17 protein-coding genes are annotated in these 17,281 nt (G+C 39.7%); 8 read left to right on the plus strand and 9 right to left on the minus strand.

What is annotated here, in order from left to right:
- Positions 1–46: 46 nt before the first annotated feature.
- The 7 genes from ACNHOZ_RS12880 to ACNHOZ_RS12910 all read right to left on the minus strand — a co-directional run bounded on the left by ACNHOZ_RS12880 (position 47) and on the right by ACNHOZ_RS12910 (position 5,960).
- On the minus strand, positions 47–1,228 hold the full coding sequence (locus ACNHOZ_RS12880; protein WP_048020054.1) for an MFS transporter: 1,182 nt from the start codon (positions 1,226–1,228) through the stop codon (positions 47–49).
- A 237-nt stretch (positions 1,229–1,465) separates the two neighbouring features.
- Positions 1,466–2,179 carry an acetolactate decarboxylase gene (gene budA / locus ACNHOZ_RS12885; protein ID WP_028412303.1) on the minus strand — a complete coding sequence of 238 codons (714 nt, stop codon included), beginning with the start codon at positions 2,177–2,179 and terminating at the stop codon, positions 1,466–1,468.
- A gap of 16 nt (positions 2,180–2,195) precedes the next feature.
- Entirely contained in the window at positions 2,196–3,875 is a 1,680-nt protein-coding gene (gene alsS, locus ACNHOZ_RS12890) for an acetolactate synthase AlsS (protein WP_080968628.1), read from the minus strand.
- A 227-nt stretch (positions 3,876–4,102) separates the two neighbouring features.
- On the minus strand, positions 4,103–4,267 hold the full coding sequence (locus ACNHOZ_RS12895; protein WP_080754377.1) for an aspartyl-phosphate phosphatase Spo0E family protein: 165 nt from the start codon (positions 4,265–4,267) through the stop codon (positions 4,103–4,105).
- Between the two features lie 863 nt (positions 4,268–5,130).
- Positions 5,131–5,328: a YwbE family protein gene (locus ACNHOZ_RS12900; RefSeq protein ID WP_013055498.1), complete on the minus strand. Its 198-nt coding sequence runs from the start codon at positions 5,326–5,328 to the stop codon at positions 5,131–5,133.
- A complete protein-coding gene (locus ACNHOZ_RS12905; protein ID WP_028412301.1) occupies positions 5,328–5,507 on the minus strand; it encodes a hypothetical protein in 180 nt (59 codons plus the stop codon). The genes ACNHOZ_RS12900 and ACNHOZ_RS12905 overlap by 1 nt, the downstream gene beginning before the upstream one ends.
- 84 nt (positions 5,508–5,591) lie before the next feature.
- Entirely contained in the window at positions 5,592–5,960 is a 369-nt protein-coding gene (locus tag ACNHOZ_RS12910) for a winged helix-turn-helix transcriptional regulator (RefSeq protein ID WP_013055500.1), read from the minus strand.
- A 328-nt stretch (positions 5,961–6,288) separates the two neighbouring features.
- Between ACNHOZ_RS12910 and ACNHOZ_RS12915 the strand changes: the two genes are divergently transcribed.
- From ACNHOZ_RS12915 to ACNHOZ_RS12950, 8 genes are all read left to right on the plus strand, one after another.
- Positions 6,289–7,488: an MFS transporter gene (locus ACNHOZ_RS12915; protein WP_063248126.1), complete on the plus strand. Its 1,200-nt coding sequence runs from the start codon at positions 6,289–6,291 to the stop codon at positions 7,486–7,488.
- A gap of 56 nt (positions 7,489–7,544) precedes the next feature.
- Complete coding sequence (locus ACNHOZ_RS12920) at positions 7,545–8,501, plus strand: LLM class oxidoreductase (RefSeq protein WP_221833201.1); 957 nt, start codon at positions 7,545–7,547, stop codon at positions 8,499–8,501.
- Positions 8,502–8,763: 262 nt separating this feature from the next.
- Positions 8,764–9,690 (plus strand): ACP S-malonyltransferase, encoded by a 927-nt coding sequence (locus ACNHOZ_RS12925; RefSeq protein ID WP_221833199.1) that lies wholly within the window; start codon positions 8,764–8,766, stop codon positions 9,688–9,690.
- A 37-nt stretch (positions 9,691–9,727) separates the two neighbouring features.
- On the plus strand, positions 9,728–11,380 hold the full coding sequence (gene mdcA, locus ACNHOZ_RS12930) for a malonate decarboxylase subunit alpha (protein ID WP_048020056.1): 1,653 nt from the start codon (positions 9,728–9,730) through the stop codon (positions 11,378–11,380).
- A 5-nt stretch (positions 11,381–11,385) separates the two neighbouring features.
- Positions 11,386–12,243, plus strand: a complete 858-nt coding sequence (locus ACNHOZ_RS12935) for a triphosphoribosyl-dephospho-CoA synthase (RefSeq protein WP_048020057.1) — start codon at positions 11,386–11,388, stop codon at positions 12,241–12,243.
- 27 nt (positions 12,244–12,270) lie between these two features.
- Complete coding sequence (locus ACNHOZ_RS12940) at positions 12,271–12,573, plus strand: malonate decarboxylase subunit delta (RefSeq protein ID WP_028412295.1); 303 nt, start codon at positions 12,271–12,273, stop codon at positions 12,571–12,573.
- Positions 12,560–14,260 carry a biotin-independent malonate decarboxylase subunit beta gene (gene mdcD / locus ACNHOZ_RS12945; protein ID WP_168760356.1) on the plus strand — a complete coding sequence of 567 codons (1,701 nt, stop codon included), beginning with the start codon at positions 12,560–12,562 and terminating at the stop codon, positions 14,258–14,260. Before ACNHOZ_RS12940 ends, mdcD begins: the two co-directional genes overlap by 14 nt.
- Entirely contained in the window at positions 14,248–14,856 is a 609-nt protein-coding gene (locus ACNHOZ_RS12950; RefSeq protein ID WP_028412293.1) for a malonate decarboxylase holo-ACP synthase, read from the plus strand. The genes mdcD and ACNHOZ_RS12950 overlap by 13 nt, the downstream gene beginning before the upstream one ends.
- Before the next feature lie 39 nt (positions 14,857–14,895).
- Here ACNHOZ_RS12950 and ACNHOZ_RS12955 read toward each other — a convergent pair whose 3' ends face one another.
- Both ACNHOZ_RS12955 and ACNHOZ_RS12960 read right to left on the minus strand, forming a co-directional pair.
- Positions 14,896–15,834 carry a response regulator gene (locus ACNHOZ_RS12955; RefSeq protein WP_028412292.1) on the minus strand — a complete coding sequence of 313 codons (939 nt, stop codon included), beginning with the start codon at positions 15,832–15,834 and terminating at the stop codon, positions 14,896–14,898.
- 4 nt (positions 15,835–15,838) lie between these two features.
- Positions 15,839–17,089, minus strand: coding sequence for an ATP-binding protein (locus ACNHOZ_RS12960; RefSeq protein WP_447697244.1), 1,251 nt, complete (start codon positions 17,087–17,089; stop codon positions 15,839–15,841).
- Positions 17,090–17,281 lie beyond the last annotated feature (192 nt).

A 17,281-nucleotide genomic window follows, 5' to 3' on the forward strand; every position in this document is an offset into this window, starting at 1 on the left:
TGCTGATGCAAAAAGCCTCTTGCAAAAAGAGGCTTTTTACGTGGAATCAGGCAAGGTGCTTTTGTTTAATACGTACATCTTGTTTTTTGAATCCAGAATAATTCAGTAAGAGACAGAATAGAGCAAAAAGCGCTAGTAAGGAAAAACCGACAACGTAATCTCCGCTTGTATCTTTTATAAAGCCTAGCACAATAGGAGGGAAAAAGCCGCCTACTCCTCCGAATGCTCCTACGATCCCCGTAACAGCTCCAATATTTCCTGTTGAAACAGATGGAACCATTTTAAAAACAGCTCCATTTCCGATACCAAGGGTAATGGCTGCAAGTAAGCAACCTGCGCTGAATAGCGCGAAGGAGCTGATGGTAAAGGCGATAAATAATCCTATTAGCAGCATTCCGGTAAAGACAAAGGTGAGTACTTTTTTTGCTCCGAATACATCCGATAAATATCCTCCAAGAGGCCGTACAAACGTTGCTAATACAACAAAAATAGCTGTTTTCAGCCCGCTGTCTACAGTTGAAGCATTAAATTGATCATGCAAAATGGTAGGGAGATAGATACTGAACGTGACAAATCCACCAAATGTTAAAAAATAGAAAACAGATAAAAACCACGTTTCTTTAAATTTTAATACCGATAGAGATTCCTGCAGCGTTTTGGGGGAAGCAGCAGAAGGGTGGTCTGAAGTTCCTAACCATAATAAAAGAGCCATTAAAGCTACCGCAATTGCTAAACTCCAAAATACCCAAGGCAAGCCAAAAGAAGAAAAGATAAGTGGAATACTAAAGCTTGCTACCGCTGATCCTAAGTTGCCCATCCCGGCAATTCCTAAAATAAAACCTTGCTTTTGAGGTGAATACCATTTAGAGACATATGTAATGGAAATAGCAAATGTTGTTCCAGCCATGCCGATAAAAAATGCCCAAAAGAGCAGCATGGAGTAAGAATGAGTAAAGCCTGCACAAATGGTAGGGAGTAAAAGAGCAAGCATTGTTAACGAATACACTTTTCTTCCGCCGAAGCGATCTGTTAAAATTCCCATCGGAATCCGCATGAGTGAACCTAATAAGACGGGAGTGGCAATTAAGATACTTTTTTCAGCATTGGTTAATGAATACATCACTTGAATATCTGCGGCGATAGGCGCGAAGACAGACCATACTGAAAAAGCAATAATCATAGATAAAGTCGAGATAAGAAGTACAGATAAGGGCCGTTTAGAAAACATTGCTTAAAAACCTCCTTTTTTATATACAGCGTAAAGCTGTTGCAATATGGTAATTATGATACTACGCTTTCTTTCTTATGTATCATTCTGTGTTAGGCTTTCTTCCGTGGTTTTATGGGAGACCTATATTACTAATAGAAATGGGAGGAAACTTAAAGATACACGAAGTGTTCATAAAAAAACTCTCATCGTCATGCGCAGCGATGAGAGTTTTTTTATCAGTAAAAGTATCGTTTCTTATTCAGCCGTCGCAATTTCTTCTTCTACATCATGGTCTTCTAAATTAGCATTTAGAAATTCACTTGTTTCCGATAAATTGAGATTTAATTTCGTTTTTTTGCAAATTTGAATGGTAACATCCTGAACGGAGACGTCTAAAACATGTCCACCTTCTTTTTTATATTCATCAATAAAGTGCAGGTGATACCCGGGAACACCGATGCCTGAAGAATATTCTGGCGTGTAAAAACCTGCTAGTGTTCCATTTACATCTGAAGATGTAAATGTAGGCTGATCAGCAGCTGCATCTACCATGGAAGGATAGGGTTTCTCTTGCTTTGCAACAGTGCGAGTTTTTACTTCTTTAAACTTCCCGTCAATGCGAACTGCATAGAATAAATTCGGACTGGGAATAAGCTCGTTCATTAAGGTTTCTAGTTGTTCACGGTTCATTTCCTCTTCTACACGATAAGAGATATCTTCATAAAAGGTTGTCATAATGGCAAAAGGTGTTTTTGCATCTTCACTAATAGGTGCGGCTTTCCCATCAGCAATGTGATAAAATTCTCCGTCAAAGGCAATCATTTCACCATCCAGCTGATTAAACGTGCCGATGCCGAAATCACCTTTCTTAGCTAAATCCCTGTATGTGACAACACCGTCAAATACTCCGTCCAATAAAGCAATCATAGTGGAAGTTTGGTGAATCGTTAATTTTTCTTTATTGCTCATTCTTTACTCAGTCCTTTCAGTTAATTTGATCTGGCAGTAGCTGTGTATTTAATTTTTCATTATCTTTATAATCCACAGGCACATCGATGATAACGGGGCCTTGTTCACGAAAAGCGCTTGCTAGAGTGTCCGAAAATTCTTCTGGTGAGTTCACTCTAAATCCTTTGGCACCAAAACTTTCAGCAAGCGTAACAAAGTCTACACTTCCGAACTCTACCGCAGATTTTCGGCCATATTTAATCTGCTGTTGAAAGCCAACCATATCGTAGGTTTGATCGTTCCAGATAATGTGAACAATTGGTAAGTTTAACCGAACGGCTGTCTCGAGCTCCATAGCTGAAAATAAAAACCCGCCGTCTCCAGACATGGACAGAACTTTTTTATGGGGGCGAACGAGTGCAGCTGAAATAGCCCAAGGCAAAGCAACACCTAACGTTTGCATGCCGTTGCTGAATAGTAAATGCTGAGGTTCATAGGAACGAAAATAACGAGCCATCCATATGTAATGCGAACCAACGTCACATGTGATGGTAGTATCATCTTCAACAAAGTCCTGCAGAGCTTCAATTAACTGTAGGGGATGAAGGTGAGTGTCATTAGAAAACTCGTACTGATCGTCAGGTTGTTCAAGTTTGCTTTTTAGCGTTTTTAAAAAAGAAGCACTTTCTTTTGAACGTATTAAATGTGGGAGTTTATCCGCTAATATGTCGATGGTGCTTGGGATATCCCCTACTAACTCAATTTCCGGCTGATAATGGTGGTCAGCTTGTGCTTGTACATCATCTAAATGAATAATGCTTCTTTGACTTTCTGAGTTCCAAAGAGAAGGAGGGTATTCAATTGGGTCATATCCGATTGTTAAGACGACGTCAGCATGCTTCAATAAGACGTCTCCAGGCTGATTGCGAAAAAGACCTACTCGTCCAAAAAAGTGAGTTTCAAGCTCTCGTGAAACAGCTCCCGCACCTTGGAACGTTTCTACGACAGGAAGGTCATGTTCTGCTACGAGTTGACGGATTGATTCCACTGCTTTAGATTCACTTGCTCTCATACCTAAAAGTAAAACAGGTAGTTTTGCTGTGCGAATAGTGTGTATAGCTTGGGCAACAGCGTCTAAATTAGCAGCGCCAATCGTAGGAGTTTTTAGAAAGGATAGAGTGGAAGCTGATGTTTCGCCATCCATTACATCCTGCGGCAAGCTGACAAAAGATGCTCCTGAAGGAGAAGAAACAGCTTCACGAAAGGCGTCTGTTATCACTTCTGGAACGTTTGCAGCATCTTCTACCTCAACGCTGAATTTGGCGATAGATTTAAATAGTCCTTCATTGTCCATTGATTGATGCGTCTTTTTTAATCGATCTGCTCTTGGAACGGCTCCTGCTAGGGCTACCACTGGATCACCTTCAGAAGTAGCAGTGACAAGGCCAGTGGCTAAATTAGCGGCACCTGGACCTGATGTGACAAGGCAAACGCCCGGCGTACCTGTCAATCTTCCCATAGCAGCTGCCATAAACGCAGCATTTTGTTCGTGGCGGCAAACAATTACTTCCGGTCCTTTTTCTTTCAAAACATCAAATACGCCATCAATTTTGGCTCCTGGAATGCCAAAAATATAAGGCACATTCTGACTTGCTAAACTTTCTACTAGTAAATCGGCGCCTTTTTTTGTTTCGGTAGTATCAGCATTACTCATCATGCATTCTCTCCTTTAAGTTTCTTAAATAAGTTTTAAGGCCTACTGATTGAATACCCAATTTGTATGACAACTAACCAAAGGAAAGGAGAAGGTTTTTATTTTCTAAATAAAAAACTTCCCTAATTAATTAGGGAAGCAGAGATGTACCTATTGCGAATAAAACACATCTGTTTTATCTGTAGGTTTATGGTACTTGGGGGATAGCAAGTGAAAGTCCTACGCGGCTCTTATTTGGTATGGTTAAAAAGCTTTTGGTAACGAACAATTTTTTGATCTAGCTTTTGACTTAATTTTAAGATCTCACCGTGAGAATAGCTGCTTGTTTTCTTAGCTAATTGGTAAATATCTGATTGTAAGGCTCGAATTTCTTTTTCTAACTGTGGTTGCTTCATTGAAATCCTCTCCAAGTCAGAATACTTCTATCTTCTATCTTTTATCTAATAGTATGAAATTCCTTCATATTTGTAAAATGTTTTTTGTTTTGAAAAATATGAAATAGGTAAAGAGCTGCTGACAAGCTTTGTCGAACACTTTTTTTACCTATTTTCAACATATATGATATACTAAGGCTAGGAAAAATGACAATCCGGAGCGCACGTTCAGTTATTCTTAACAAGCGAATGAATTCTTAGCTTTGACAAGTTTAACTTGTAAGGTGAAGAAATTCATCACATAATCTTATTAGATCTGAACCTTGTTAGCCCGGATGAAGATTTGTCGAAAACGATTCACTAGAAAAAACCTTCGAGACCGCCAACTCGGAGGTTTTTTTATTTTTGTGTATGGGAAGTAAAAAAAAGACATAGACTAATAAAGAAAAAGGTCCTGCACCCATAATCGGCCGTAGTTGATTACACCTTGTCCATTTCTGCAAGGAAGCTGTCTTTTTACTATAGGGAAGTGCCGCCAAACACCATTCCCTAAAGACAATCAGCACACGAGCCTTATGGATGAAGAACCCTTTAGACGATACTTATCGGTGATTACTTATTTTACTACTGGAAAAATAGCAAAATAAGAGCGACTATGGCTCCTAAAAGCTCCACGTAAGCCGTTAGGAGCTGAACATTCTCAGCATCTAGGAAAAATGACTTGAGGATTCGTCTCAGACTATCCACCACCTTTTTTTTCCTTGCGTGAGTTCCCAAGGGAAAGAAAGGGGACGACAGTGCTTCTTTATTTTAACAAAAGTAGGAAATGATAAGTAGATTTATTTGAAGTGTAAATTAAAAAAGCATGTAAAATACATGCTTTTTTAATTTGGGTAAATTTCTTTTATGCGTCCGACTTGTCCATCTGTTAAACGAACTTTGATACCGTGCGGGTGAAAGCTTGAATTGGTCAGAATGTCTTTGACCGTTCCGTGTGTAAGTTTTCCAGAACGCTGATCTGCTTTTAAAACAATGTCGACTTCAATTCCAGGGGCTACGTCTTTTCTATTTTGTCCGTTCATTATACACCTGTTCTCTTTCGCTGATTATTCGTTTTTTTGGTTTGTTGACTCGTCAGCTTTTTGGTTGCTTGATTGGTACTGCCGTTCTTAGCTTTACTTGAAGATTGATTTTTCTTATTAGCAAGCTGCTGTTTGATAGCATCTTGAAGGCTAATTTTCTTTTTAAGTTGTTCTGTCATAAAGGTTCCTCCTGAATACGTACATCGTCTGAAAAAACAAAGAAAGTAAGGGAATGAAAAAGCTGACTATCTAGTCAGCTTTTTTTAATTAGAAACAGTGACTTCTTCTACAGGCTGCATAAGTACAGCTTCTTTATCAGGGTACGTTTTTTCAATATGATGTTCTCCCCAAGAGCATAGTGAATCAAGAATGCTTTTTAAAGACCATCCGTAATCTGTTAAAGAATATTCTACTCGAGGCGGCATTTCATTGTACATTTTTCTAACAATGATGCCGTCTGCTTCAAGCTCACGAAGCTGCTGCGTTAATACTTTTTGTGTAACGCGCGGCATAATTCTTTTTAATTCTCCAGGGCGTTTTGTCCCTTTAATTAAGTGGCAAAGAATAACGACTTTCCACTTGCCTCCAATGACTTCTAATGCCGCTTCCACTGGAATATTATATTTTTTCACGTTAACAACTCTCCTTGTTCTAGAGATAACGGTTAAATGCATGGTTTCGCATTTTTTCTGATGTTTATCATACCACTATAGCGCAGAATTTTCTAGGTGTAAGCATTTTTTTAGAATACCCAATAGTTCGTGACTTTAGTATTTACGCTTATTGTAACCTCCAGGTACCTATATCACTTGAAAGTGCGTACTTTTTCTTTGGTTTTACATCGCTCATAATAACAATTGTTGATGGCCGGTTAGCGAATATATGAAGGGTACCTAAGCTAATCAGCTGTAAGAGAAGCTATTATAAAAAGTTATTATAACGAACAGGAGGCGTTAAGAAGTGAATACACTTTCACAAACACAACAAAGTAAAAAAAGCGGTGCTTTGCCGCTATTAGCGCTAGCTATTAGCGCCTTTGGAATCGGGACAACAGAGTTTGTTCCAGTAGGTTTATTATCATCGCTTGCAGATGATTTAAATATTTCCATTACACTAGCAGGGTTATTAATTTCAGGGTACGCAATGGGAGTTGCATTTGGAGCGCCCGTATTAACAGCATTAACAAGTAAAATGAGCAGAAAATCATTGCTGATGCTATTAATGGTTATTTTTATCGTAGGAAACTCAGTAGCAGCTTTATCAACAAGCTTTGGGCTGCTGCTTATAGCACGAATTATTACTGCATTTTCACACGGGATTTTCTTTTCTATCGGTGCGACTATCGCTGCTGATTTGGTGCCGGAAGATAAGCGGGCAAGTGCCATTGCTTTAATGTTTACAGGTTTGACAGTTGCAACTGTTACAGGTGTTCCACTTGGTACATTTATCGGACAAGCTTTCGGCTGGAGAGCAACATTTTGGGGAGTAGCGTTACTTGGCGTTATTGCCATTATTGCCAGTGCTCTTTTAGTGCCTAAAAACTTAAAAGAAGCGCCGCCGGCAAAGTTTAGTGATCAATTAAAAATTTTGAAAAACGGGCCGCTTTTACTATCGTTTGCTATTACTGCTTTAGGTTATGGCGGAACGTTTGTAGCTTATACGTATTTAGCACCTATTCTTGAAAAATTAACAGGATACGCACCAAGCGCAGTTAGTATCTTGCTATTAGTATACGGCGTAGCAGTAGCCATCGGAAATACGATTGGAGGAAAAGCTGCGAATAAAAATCCGTTAAAAGCATTATTTTGGATGTTTTTAATTCAAGCCGTTATCTTAGTTATTTTATCGTTTACTGCATCGTTTAAAGTAGCGGGAACAATTACGATTTTTGCCATGGGCTTATTGGCATTTATGAACGTACCTGGACTGCAAGTGCTGGTCGTGAACTTAGCTGAAAAGTATGTTCCTTCAGCAGTAAACGTAGCCTCTGCGCTGAATATTGCTGCATTTAACGTTGGAATTGCTATTGGTTCTTTTGTAGGCGGCCTGATTGTTGATTCCATTGGTCTTGTTCATACTCCTTGGATTGGAGGAGTGATGGTTTTAGGAGCGGTCTTATTAACCGCATGGAGCCGCTCAATAGAAGCAAAAGTAAAATAAAACAGAGATCATCGCCTTTTGCGATGATCTCTTAGCTATAAAAGGAGAGGAAGCAAATGACTGCATTTCAACATCATAAGGCGTATCGTCGTATGTACAAGGAGAATGAGTTAACGTTAGGTTTGCATATGCCGCCTGAAAATTATCAGTATGCCACGCCTACGATGGAGAAACAAGTAGAGCTCACGCAGCTTGCAGAACAATATGGATTTACAAGCTTATGGTTCCGTGATGTCCTTCTTCAAGATCCATCATTTGGCGATCCAGCCACGGGTCAAATTTATGATATGCTTATTTATTTGACTTACCTTGCCAGTCAAACAAAAGAAATTGCTCTCAGTACATCTGCTATTGTGCTGCCTTTACGTCATCCGCTTCGTGTAGCTAAAGAAATGGCAACCATTGATCAGCTTTTTCCTGAGCGTTTGATTATGGGCGTATCCTCTGGAGACCGTCAAGCAGATTTTCGAGGGTTAGGTATTCCTCATGAAGAAAGAGGAAAGCGATTTGCAGAGGCTTTTCATTATTTAGAAGAAGCGTTAAATAAAGAATTTCCATCTATCCAGTCTGCTTTGGGGTCCATTCAAGGAGCAAATGTTGTTCCTAAGCCAACGAAACGTATTCCAACGATGATCACGGGATACAGCCAGCAAAATATGGAGTGGTTTGCACAGCATGGAGACGGCTGGATGTATTATCCTCGTCATCCGCATTTTCAAGCAGAAGCCATTAAACAGTGGAGAGAACTGGTTGATATCTATCATCCAGGCGTTTTTAAACCTTTTACACAACCTATGCATCTAGATTTGGCAGAAGATCCAAATGAAATGCCAACGCCAATTCGTTTAGGATTTCGAGCAGGGCGTAATACATTAATTGAGCTTCTTTCTATTTATAAAGAAATAGGAGTTAACCATCTCTTTTTTGCTCTTTTTGATAGTAAGCGTCCGGCTGAAGAAGTCATAAATGAGCTTGGTGAAGAAGTGCTTCCGCATTTCCCGTCTCATATGTAGCAAACAAAAAGAGGCTGAGACAAAAGCGGTTTACTTAAAGGAAAATCCGAACGATGAATCGTTCGGATTTTTTCATTTATCCAATTCGCTCATCTTTAGATTCCAGATTCCATTGATTTCGTTATGTCTAACGCTCTTTTTATATAGATTTCAAGTTATAGGATATATAAGAAATATGTATTAGAGTTATTGATTCTATGTTCTTTATAATAAAAGTATCCATTATCTCCTTGGGTGATATAAAGTCGAAAGGGGAAACACGATGAGTGTTGCATTTCTATTTCCAGGACAAGGTGCACAATATGCTGGTATGCTTCATGATATAAAAAATAAATGGGGATTAACGACTACGTTTGAAGAAGCAAGTGAGGCTTTAAATCAAGACGTATTATCGTTAGATTCGTCAGAAAAATTAAAATATAATAAAAATGTTCAGATATGTCTTTTTATTGCAGGAGTGGCTACGGCTAGGTCGTTTAAAAACAAAGGTTACTCCCCAGACGTGGTAGGAGGGCATTCAATAGGGGCGTTTGGAGCAGCAGTTATATCTGAAGTGTTATCTTTTAAAGAAGCTCTTTTTCTTGTGGAAAAAAGAGGGGAACTGATGGAAAATGCCTATCCTGATGGTTATGGTATGGGGGTTGTAATGGGACTGCGCGAACATCAGCTTCTCTCTATTGTACATGAAATATCCACCGATGCAGCTCCTGTTTACGTAGCGAATCTAAATACTCCTGATCAAATAACGCTTTCTGGCACCTTAAAAGCAATTGAGAAAGTTCTTGAAAAAGCATCTAAAAAAGGGGCTAGGAAAACCAAAATGCTTCACGTAACGGTGCCTTCTCACTGTCCTCTTATGGAAGGAGTTTCGAGCGAATTACGAAAAATAATAACGGAAGTGAAAGGAAAAGACCCGATCGTTCCTTTTATAGGTAATTGTAAAGCTCGGAAATTATGGAAAGCTGCTGATATTAAGGAAGATCTGGCAGCGAGTGTTGCCCTGCCCGTCCGTTGGCATGATATGACGGAAGTTATGTATGAAATGGGTACAAGATTATATATTGAAATGGCTCCAGGAAGAGTACTAACAGATTTGACTGCTAAGAGCTTTCCGGAAGCAAGGGCTATTTCTGCAGCCGAATCTACTATGAAATCTGTGTTAATTTTAATGGAGAAAGAAAAAATGTAAGCGCATTAATTTAGGAGTAGAAGAAAGGAGCTAGAACATGAGTGGAATAAAAAAAACTTCAAAATCATGGACAACCCGCCGAGATCAAAAAGCAGCTCGCCTTGCGAAAATAGACCAACTTCTTAAAGGAAAGTTATTGGATAATGAACACATTATTGAAGCGTTAGAATTGCTTATATCACCCGGAGATAAAGTAGTGCTTGAAGGAGACAATCAAAAGCAAGCATCTTTTTTATCAAAGGCGCTGAATGAAGTAAGCGCTGATAAAATAAACGGTCTTCATATGATTATGTCTAGTATTTCACGCCCGGAACACCTCGACATATTTGAGAAAGGAATTGCTGAAAAAATTGATTTTTCGTACGCTGGTGCTCAAAGTCTTCGCGTATCTCAAATGATTGAAGATGGCACGTTGAAAATGGGAGAAATTCATACATATCTAGAGCTTTACGGACGCCTTTTCATTGATTTAATTCCCAATATTGCATTAGTGGCTGCCGATAAAGCGGATGCACAAGGTAACTTATATACAGGAGCAAATACGGAAGAAACGCCGACGATTATCGAAGCAACAGCGTTTAAGGACGGAATTGTCATTGTGCAGGTAAATGAACTTGTTGAAGAACTTCCGCGAGTTGATATTCCGGCTTCTTGGATTGATTGTATCGTCGTGGCCAATCAGCCTTATCAATTGGAAGCTTTATTTACCCGAGATCCTCGTCATATTACAGAGCTCCAAATTCTAATGGCTATGATGACGATTCGAGGTATCTATGAGCGCCACAGCGTACAATCATTAAATCATGGCATTGGCTTTAATACAGCTGCAATTGAGCTTTTGCTGCCTACTTATGGAGAAAAGTTAGGGCTGAAAGGTAAAATATGCAAGAACTGGGCTCTGAACCCTCACCCTACGTTAATTCCGGCTATTGAAAGCGGATGGATTGAGAGCGTACACTGCTTTGGCGGAGAAGTAGGAATGGAACAATACACAGCAGCCCGTCCAGATGTATTTTTTACAGGACGCGATGGCAGCCTGCGCTCAAACCGTGCGATGTGTCAAGTGGCTGGTCAATATGCGGTAGATGCTTTCGTGGGATCAACTTTGCAAATAGATGGAGAAGGAAATTCTTCTACCGTCACATCTGGACGTTTATCAGGGTTTGGCGGAGCGCCTAACATGGGGCATGACCCTAGAGGCCGACGGCATTCTACGCCTGCTTGGTTGGATATGATGAACGATAAGCATGAATTAGCAAGAGGCAGAAAGCTAGTTGTACAAATGGTTGAAACCTTTCAATCAGGAAATGAGCCTGTTTTCGTTGAGTCTTTGGATGCGGTAAATGTAGCTAAACAAGCAAACTTAGCTACTGCTCCTGTCATGATTTACGGGGATGATGTGACACATGTCGTGACTGAAGAAGGAATTGCTTATTTATATAAAGCACAAAGCTTGGAAGAAAGAAAAGCAGCGCTTGAAGCAGTAGCGGGGGTAACGCCTATAGGGTTACGGCACAACCAAAATAAAGTGGAAAGAATGCGCAGAGATGGCTTAGTGGCATTTCCGGAAGATTTACAGATTCGCCGTACGGAAGCAAAGCGTTCGCTGTTAGCGGCGAAAAGTGTAGAAGATTTAGTAGAATGGTCAGATGGTTTATATAATCCGCCTGCTAAATTTAGGAGCTGGTAAAAAATATGCGTATTCAAGAAGAGCCAAAAACAACTGTGTTTTCTTCATGCCTGATAGCTAAAATGGCAGTTACCGCTTTGGTTGATGAAGCGGTACTTACACCTAAGCCGGGGCTTGTAGATGCAGCAACAACTGGATCTCATCAAGATATGAATATTGAGACGCTGCTAGCCTCTGCTTATGCTTTACAACCGACCTTCTCACAGATTGCATTATATAGTCAAGGAAAGCAGCCAAGTCAGATGCTAAGGGAAGAAATTGCTCGAATTGGACGCGAAGGTGAACAAATTATGTACGCGGCTACGGATGGTGTCAATACACACAAGGGAGCTATTTGGGCATTAGGTCTCCTTGCTTCTGCAACAGCGGTTTGCGGTATTCAAGCATCACCTGCATCCATCACAGAAGCTGCAGGGAAAATTGCTCGTTATGCAGATCGCTTTTGTACTCTGCATTCATCTAATGGACTTCGTGTGAAAAAAAAGTATGGAGCAAAAGGAGCGGCTGGAGAGGCGAAGCAAGGATTTCCTCACGTGATTCATATAGGCTTGCCTGCTTTACATAAGGCTCGCAAGCTAGGCATACATGAAACATCAGCGCGGATTGATACTTTAGTAACACTAATAGCCAATCTTGATGATACGTGTATTTTGCATCGTGCTGGTCCAGTTGTGTTAGAGGAGGTTAAAATGGCGGCATCCAATGTGTTAGAAGTTGGAGGGGTATCTACATCAATAGGAAAACAGCGGCTGGAAGCGTTAGATCACATTCTTCTATCATCTAACGCTTCTCCAGGTGGAAGTGCAGATTTGCTGGCTGCTGTATTATTTTTAGATCGAATATCTCTTTTTAAAGAATCATAAACGTCTGCAGGGAGGAGTGAGTGGCTAATGGAAACGTTAGTGTTTAAATACAAAGCCGATCGAAAGTTAACTCAGCGCGCACATGTAGGCGTTGTTGGTTCAGGGGATTTAGAAATCTTAATGGTTCCTTCTGATGAAGAACATGCTCACGTATCAGTACGAACAGGAAGTGAAGGGTTTAGTGAAACCTGGAAAGCCGTATTAGATCGGTTTTTTAGTGCTCATATGATTCAAGCGAAAATTGTAATTAATGATTTCGGTGCTACGCCCGGTGTAGTCGCTTTGCGTCTTGCACAAGCTTTGGAGGTGAGTGAAAATGGGAGTGAATAATCAAAGCTTTATTGAGTTAAATGGAAGAGAACGAGCGCAGGCAATCTTAGATCAAGGTACATTTCGTGAGCTGCTCGGCCCTTTTGACGGGATCGAGTCGCCTCATTTACCTAAGCAAAATATTGTTCCTCAAAGCGATGATGGTGTCATCATAGCAAGTGGGCTAATAGCAGGGGAGCCAGCAGTTGTCATTTCAATAGAAGGAGGATTTCAAGGGGGAGGCATTGGTGAAGTATCGGGAGCTAAAATTGCAGGAGCTTTAGAATTAGCTCTTAATAATCACAAAAAAGGTGTTCCTGTTAGACCTGTTTTTCTATTCGATACAGGAGGGGTAAGGCTGCAAGAAGCGAATTATGGACTTTTGTCGATATCTGAAATTGGCTCAGCGGTAGTTGCTCTGCGTGAGCATACACCTGTTGTCGGAGTTATTTCAGGAAATGTAGGCTGCTTTGGAGGAATGTCTATCACTGCTTCACTCTTTAGTTATCTCATTATGACAAAAGAAGCAAGGTTTGGTCTTAACGGCCCGGAAGTGATCGAACAAGAAGCGGGGGTTGAAGAGTTTGATGCAAGAGACCGAAGCTTAATCTGGAAAACGATTGGCGGTATTCAACGCTATGAAACGGGGTTTGCAGATACATTAGCACAGGATGATGTTACTGCTATTCAACGAGCGGTTCAAGAGACGTTTCAAAAAAAAGAAAAAGTAGCTAGTAAAACAGAACAAGTAGATTTTTATAGGCATTTGCTTAGCAAGGTTGATCCTTCAGAAAAAATGGCTCCTTATCAATTTCAAGAATTGTATAAAGCAACAAAAAATGAACATATCCCTTCAGCAGTCTCTTACTCGTTGAACGAAGTTCCAGGTAGCATGCCTAACAGCCGCGGTCGCGTGTGGATTAACGCTTTAATAAATGATGAAGAAGCAGATTTTGAAATTCCTTCCGTTCTTTATAAAGACGCACTGCTAGGAAGAGAAAAGGTCCGATATATATCGGTTGTACCTAATCCTTATAATCGTTTCTTACGTGCACGAAAAGGGGAAGTAGGACTAGATGAAGGATGGGCAATTGCTAAGCACGTTCGTGAAGTAATACAAGAAGATCGAAATCAATCTCCGCGCCCTATAATTGCCATTGTGGACGTACCGAGTCAAGCGTATGGCTATCATGAAGAACTTCTAGGTATTCACTATGCTTGCGCTGCTGCAGCTGATGCTTATACAGCAGCGCGCTTAGCAGGTCATCCGGTTATTACGTTAATTGTCGGAAAAGCAATTTCAGGAGCATTTTTGGCTCATGGATACCAATCGAATCGAATTTTGGCTTTAAAAGACGAAGGAGTGAATGTTCACGCCATGTCCAAACAGTCGGCAGCGCGCATTACTAAAAGAAGTATAAAAGAACTTGAGGAAGCTTCAAAGAAAGTCCCGTCCATGGCTTATGATATTAAATCATTTGCTTCACTTGGCGCTTTATATGAGCTGGTTAGCGGTATTAAAGCAGAGCAGCCCACAGAGCGCGACGTTCAAATGATTCAAGATATTTTAATTGGAGCAGTAGAAGATGTTCGCTGTGAAGGTGTATACGATTTAAGTAGCCGGCTGCACAGTGAGCAAGCAAGAAAGGAAGGGCGAAAAGCTTCTTTATGGGTAAGAGGTGAGTTGGAAAAACAATGGAATATATAGCTCATGATTTGCTTCAGTTAAAAGAGGAAGCAAAGCTTATCAGTTATACACCTATCCCCGAGTGGGTGGAATATTCATTAGCCAAGGCTCCATTTGTAGTGGTAAGGCGTGCTGTTCACCGAGATAAACTGATACCTATTGGAGTAAGAGGAGAACGAAGGAATCAGCGTTTTGGTGCTTTTTTATCTGAGGAGGCCATTAAACAAACAATTAGGCCGGAAAATCTCGTTTCATTTTTTCAAAACGCCCAGTCTAGAAACATGCCAGCTATACGCGCTTTGGAAGAGGTGGCTATTATTTTTGAAAAATTTGCGTGGGGACCAACCGGCAGTGTAGGGTTCGAGCTTGCAAGCGGTGAAGAAGTTGTCACGACAACCAGTGATTTAGATGTACTTATTCGCCTTTCTTCTTATTTGTCGGTGAAACAAGCGGAAATGATAGTCAGTAAGCTAAAGAGATGCCCAGTTTCTGTAGATGTACAGGTAGAAACAGAAAAAGGAGCCTTTTCTCTAGCGGAATACGCAAAAGGCGAAGAGACGCTGCTTCTGCGTACTGTATATGGTCCTGCCTTAGTAAAACTGAATCAATTAGCATAAAAGACGGATGAGGGATTTGCACCTTTTCCGTCTTTTATGTCAATACCAGCTTTTTTCTTGGCTTAACAAACGCTTGGCTTCAAGAAAAAATATTTGAATAAACTTTTTGGTGTTAATGCGAATCGGCAAAATTTTAGAATCTCCCTGCAGTTCTTTCATTTTTTTACGAACGGCTGTAAAGTCAAAAAACTTAGAAGCATAATTTTCAAACTTTGGATTTGAAAAATCTGTTAATCCAATAGAAGCAAAGTGATTCAGTGAGTGAGTAACTGCTCGTCTTATTCGCTGTTCACAAGCCTTGGTTTCACGATTAATTTCAATAGAAGACGCGTGAGCTCCCAATTTTTTCTCAGCGACATTCACAAAAATATTTTTTAGAGAAGGGAAATGTTTTTCCACACTTTCTCTTTGGTCATAAGTGTACAGAAACTGTAAAATATCCAGTAAATCTTTTGCACCATTTTCTCCTACAATACCTAATTCGGCTAATAAGAATTTCCCTACATCGTATAGATGGGCTTGTTTCGTTATCGGCTGGCTTGAAGGAGGAGCGTGATGGGCTGTCGCTAAACTATTCAAGGAGGTTTTAATATCATCGATTGATTTCTCAAGAGAGATTCGTTCAATTACTTTTCGAATAACCGTTAAAATTTCAATTCGATTAATTGGTTTTGTAATATAGTATTCAATTCCTAATGAATAGGCTTCTCCTATTAATTCTTTGGACTCTACCTGTGAAATCATAATCATTTTTCCTTTAAATGAATCTTTTAAATGACGGATCGTTTCGATTCCATCTCGTCCTGGCATAAGTAAATCAATAAATAAAATATCAATTTGCTTTAAATTTAACGTAGAGGCATCTAAAAAGCTGCCGTCTACGACTTCTTCTACAACTTCTCCTAAATCCTCATCTTCAATCAGCTGACTGAGCGTTGAACGAATGGCTGAATCATCATCTGTAATACAAAATCGCATAAACTCATCCTTTCTGAATTAGACTACAAAGAGGTATTTGAATGATAAAAATCATCCCTTTATCTCCTTGTTTAGCTTCAATCGTACCTCCAAGTTCTTGAACAATATCTCTTACGTAAGAAAGGCCAATTCCAGTAGAGGGATTTCCAAATTGATCGTATTTTGAGGTGAAACCAGGTTCAAAAATAGCTTTTTCGTACTTCAAAGGCACGCCAGGACCATCATCTTGTACATGAAATTCTACAAATTCAGCTTGTCTATGTACGGATAAAACAATCATTCCCTCATCTTTAATCGCCTCCACTGCGTTTGCTACCAAGTTATTAATGATCGATAAAATTGTGTAAACGTGGTAGCTGAAATGTTCCCCGGTGACAGAGGAAAAAAAGCTAATTTGTTTGTGAAGAGAATCGGCATATTTTTTGTTGATGCGTACGATCAGCTCGATTAATTCCTCTGCTTTCATATAATTTTGGAAACTTTCATTTGAAATTGTTTTAGATAAGCCCGCAAAAATACGCTGGTTGTCTTTTTTTACTTCGTGAATATCTCCGGCAATCCGAAGCGCTTTTTTACTGAGCGATTGGTTAAGCACAGAATGATCTTTTTCCTGCTGATGTAATACACGGTATAAATCGTACGAGGCTTTTGTAATCACTTCTGTATTATGAAGGGTCTTTTTTAAATGAACGGTTTCTTCATAAAGGCTTGTAATAAGCATTAGCATGTGCTCATTTTGTTTGCGAATTTGACGTTCTCGTGACTGTGATTCATAAATTGTCATCATATTAAAAAAGCTAAGTACAATGAAGCTGTGAGCAAAAGCAATAACGGCCATGTCGGATAATGAATCGATATGAATGGTTGTGTGCAAAACGATATACTGCGCAGTTAGTTCGACTATATCAGCAGCTATTTCAATGATGAGTCCAATTAATCCAATCACAATAGCACTATAGTTCATGCGGCTTACTTTAAAAATAAAAAATAAAAGTGCATACGTAAAGTAAAAGAAAAACGTAGGGTAATGCGTATGTGCAGAAGCCGCAAATTGAAAATGATCGAGCGTGATATAATCGAGCATGATGCGAAAGAGAACGATGCTGAAAGCGGTTAACAAGCCGCCAGATAAAACGGTTTTCCGTTTTAAAAGCAATAGGAAAAAGAAAAATGTAGGAGCTCCAAATGTAATTCGAAATGTTTCATTTAACGGATAAAATTTTAGCTCTCCCGCCAGCGGAACAGTAATGAGCATGAGCAATAAAATGTACGGATCTTTTCGAATGAAAGATTTAAAATTCAGATAATTACACCTCCTGAAGTGATTCGTGAATTAGTATACATTGTGACAGCGTCCAGCACAATGGAGAAGAGTACCAAAGATAAAAATATAATTCCAAAAAGTTTTGTAGGTTTTTGTATGCTCTCGTAGGTTGCATTGTACATT

It is taken from the genome of Priestia sp. D51, assembly GCF_053345675.1.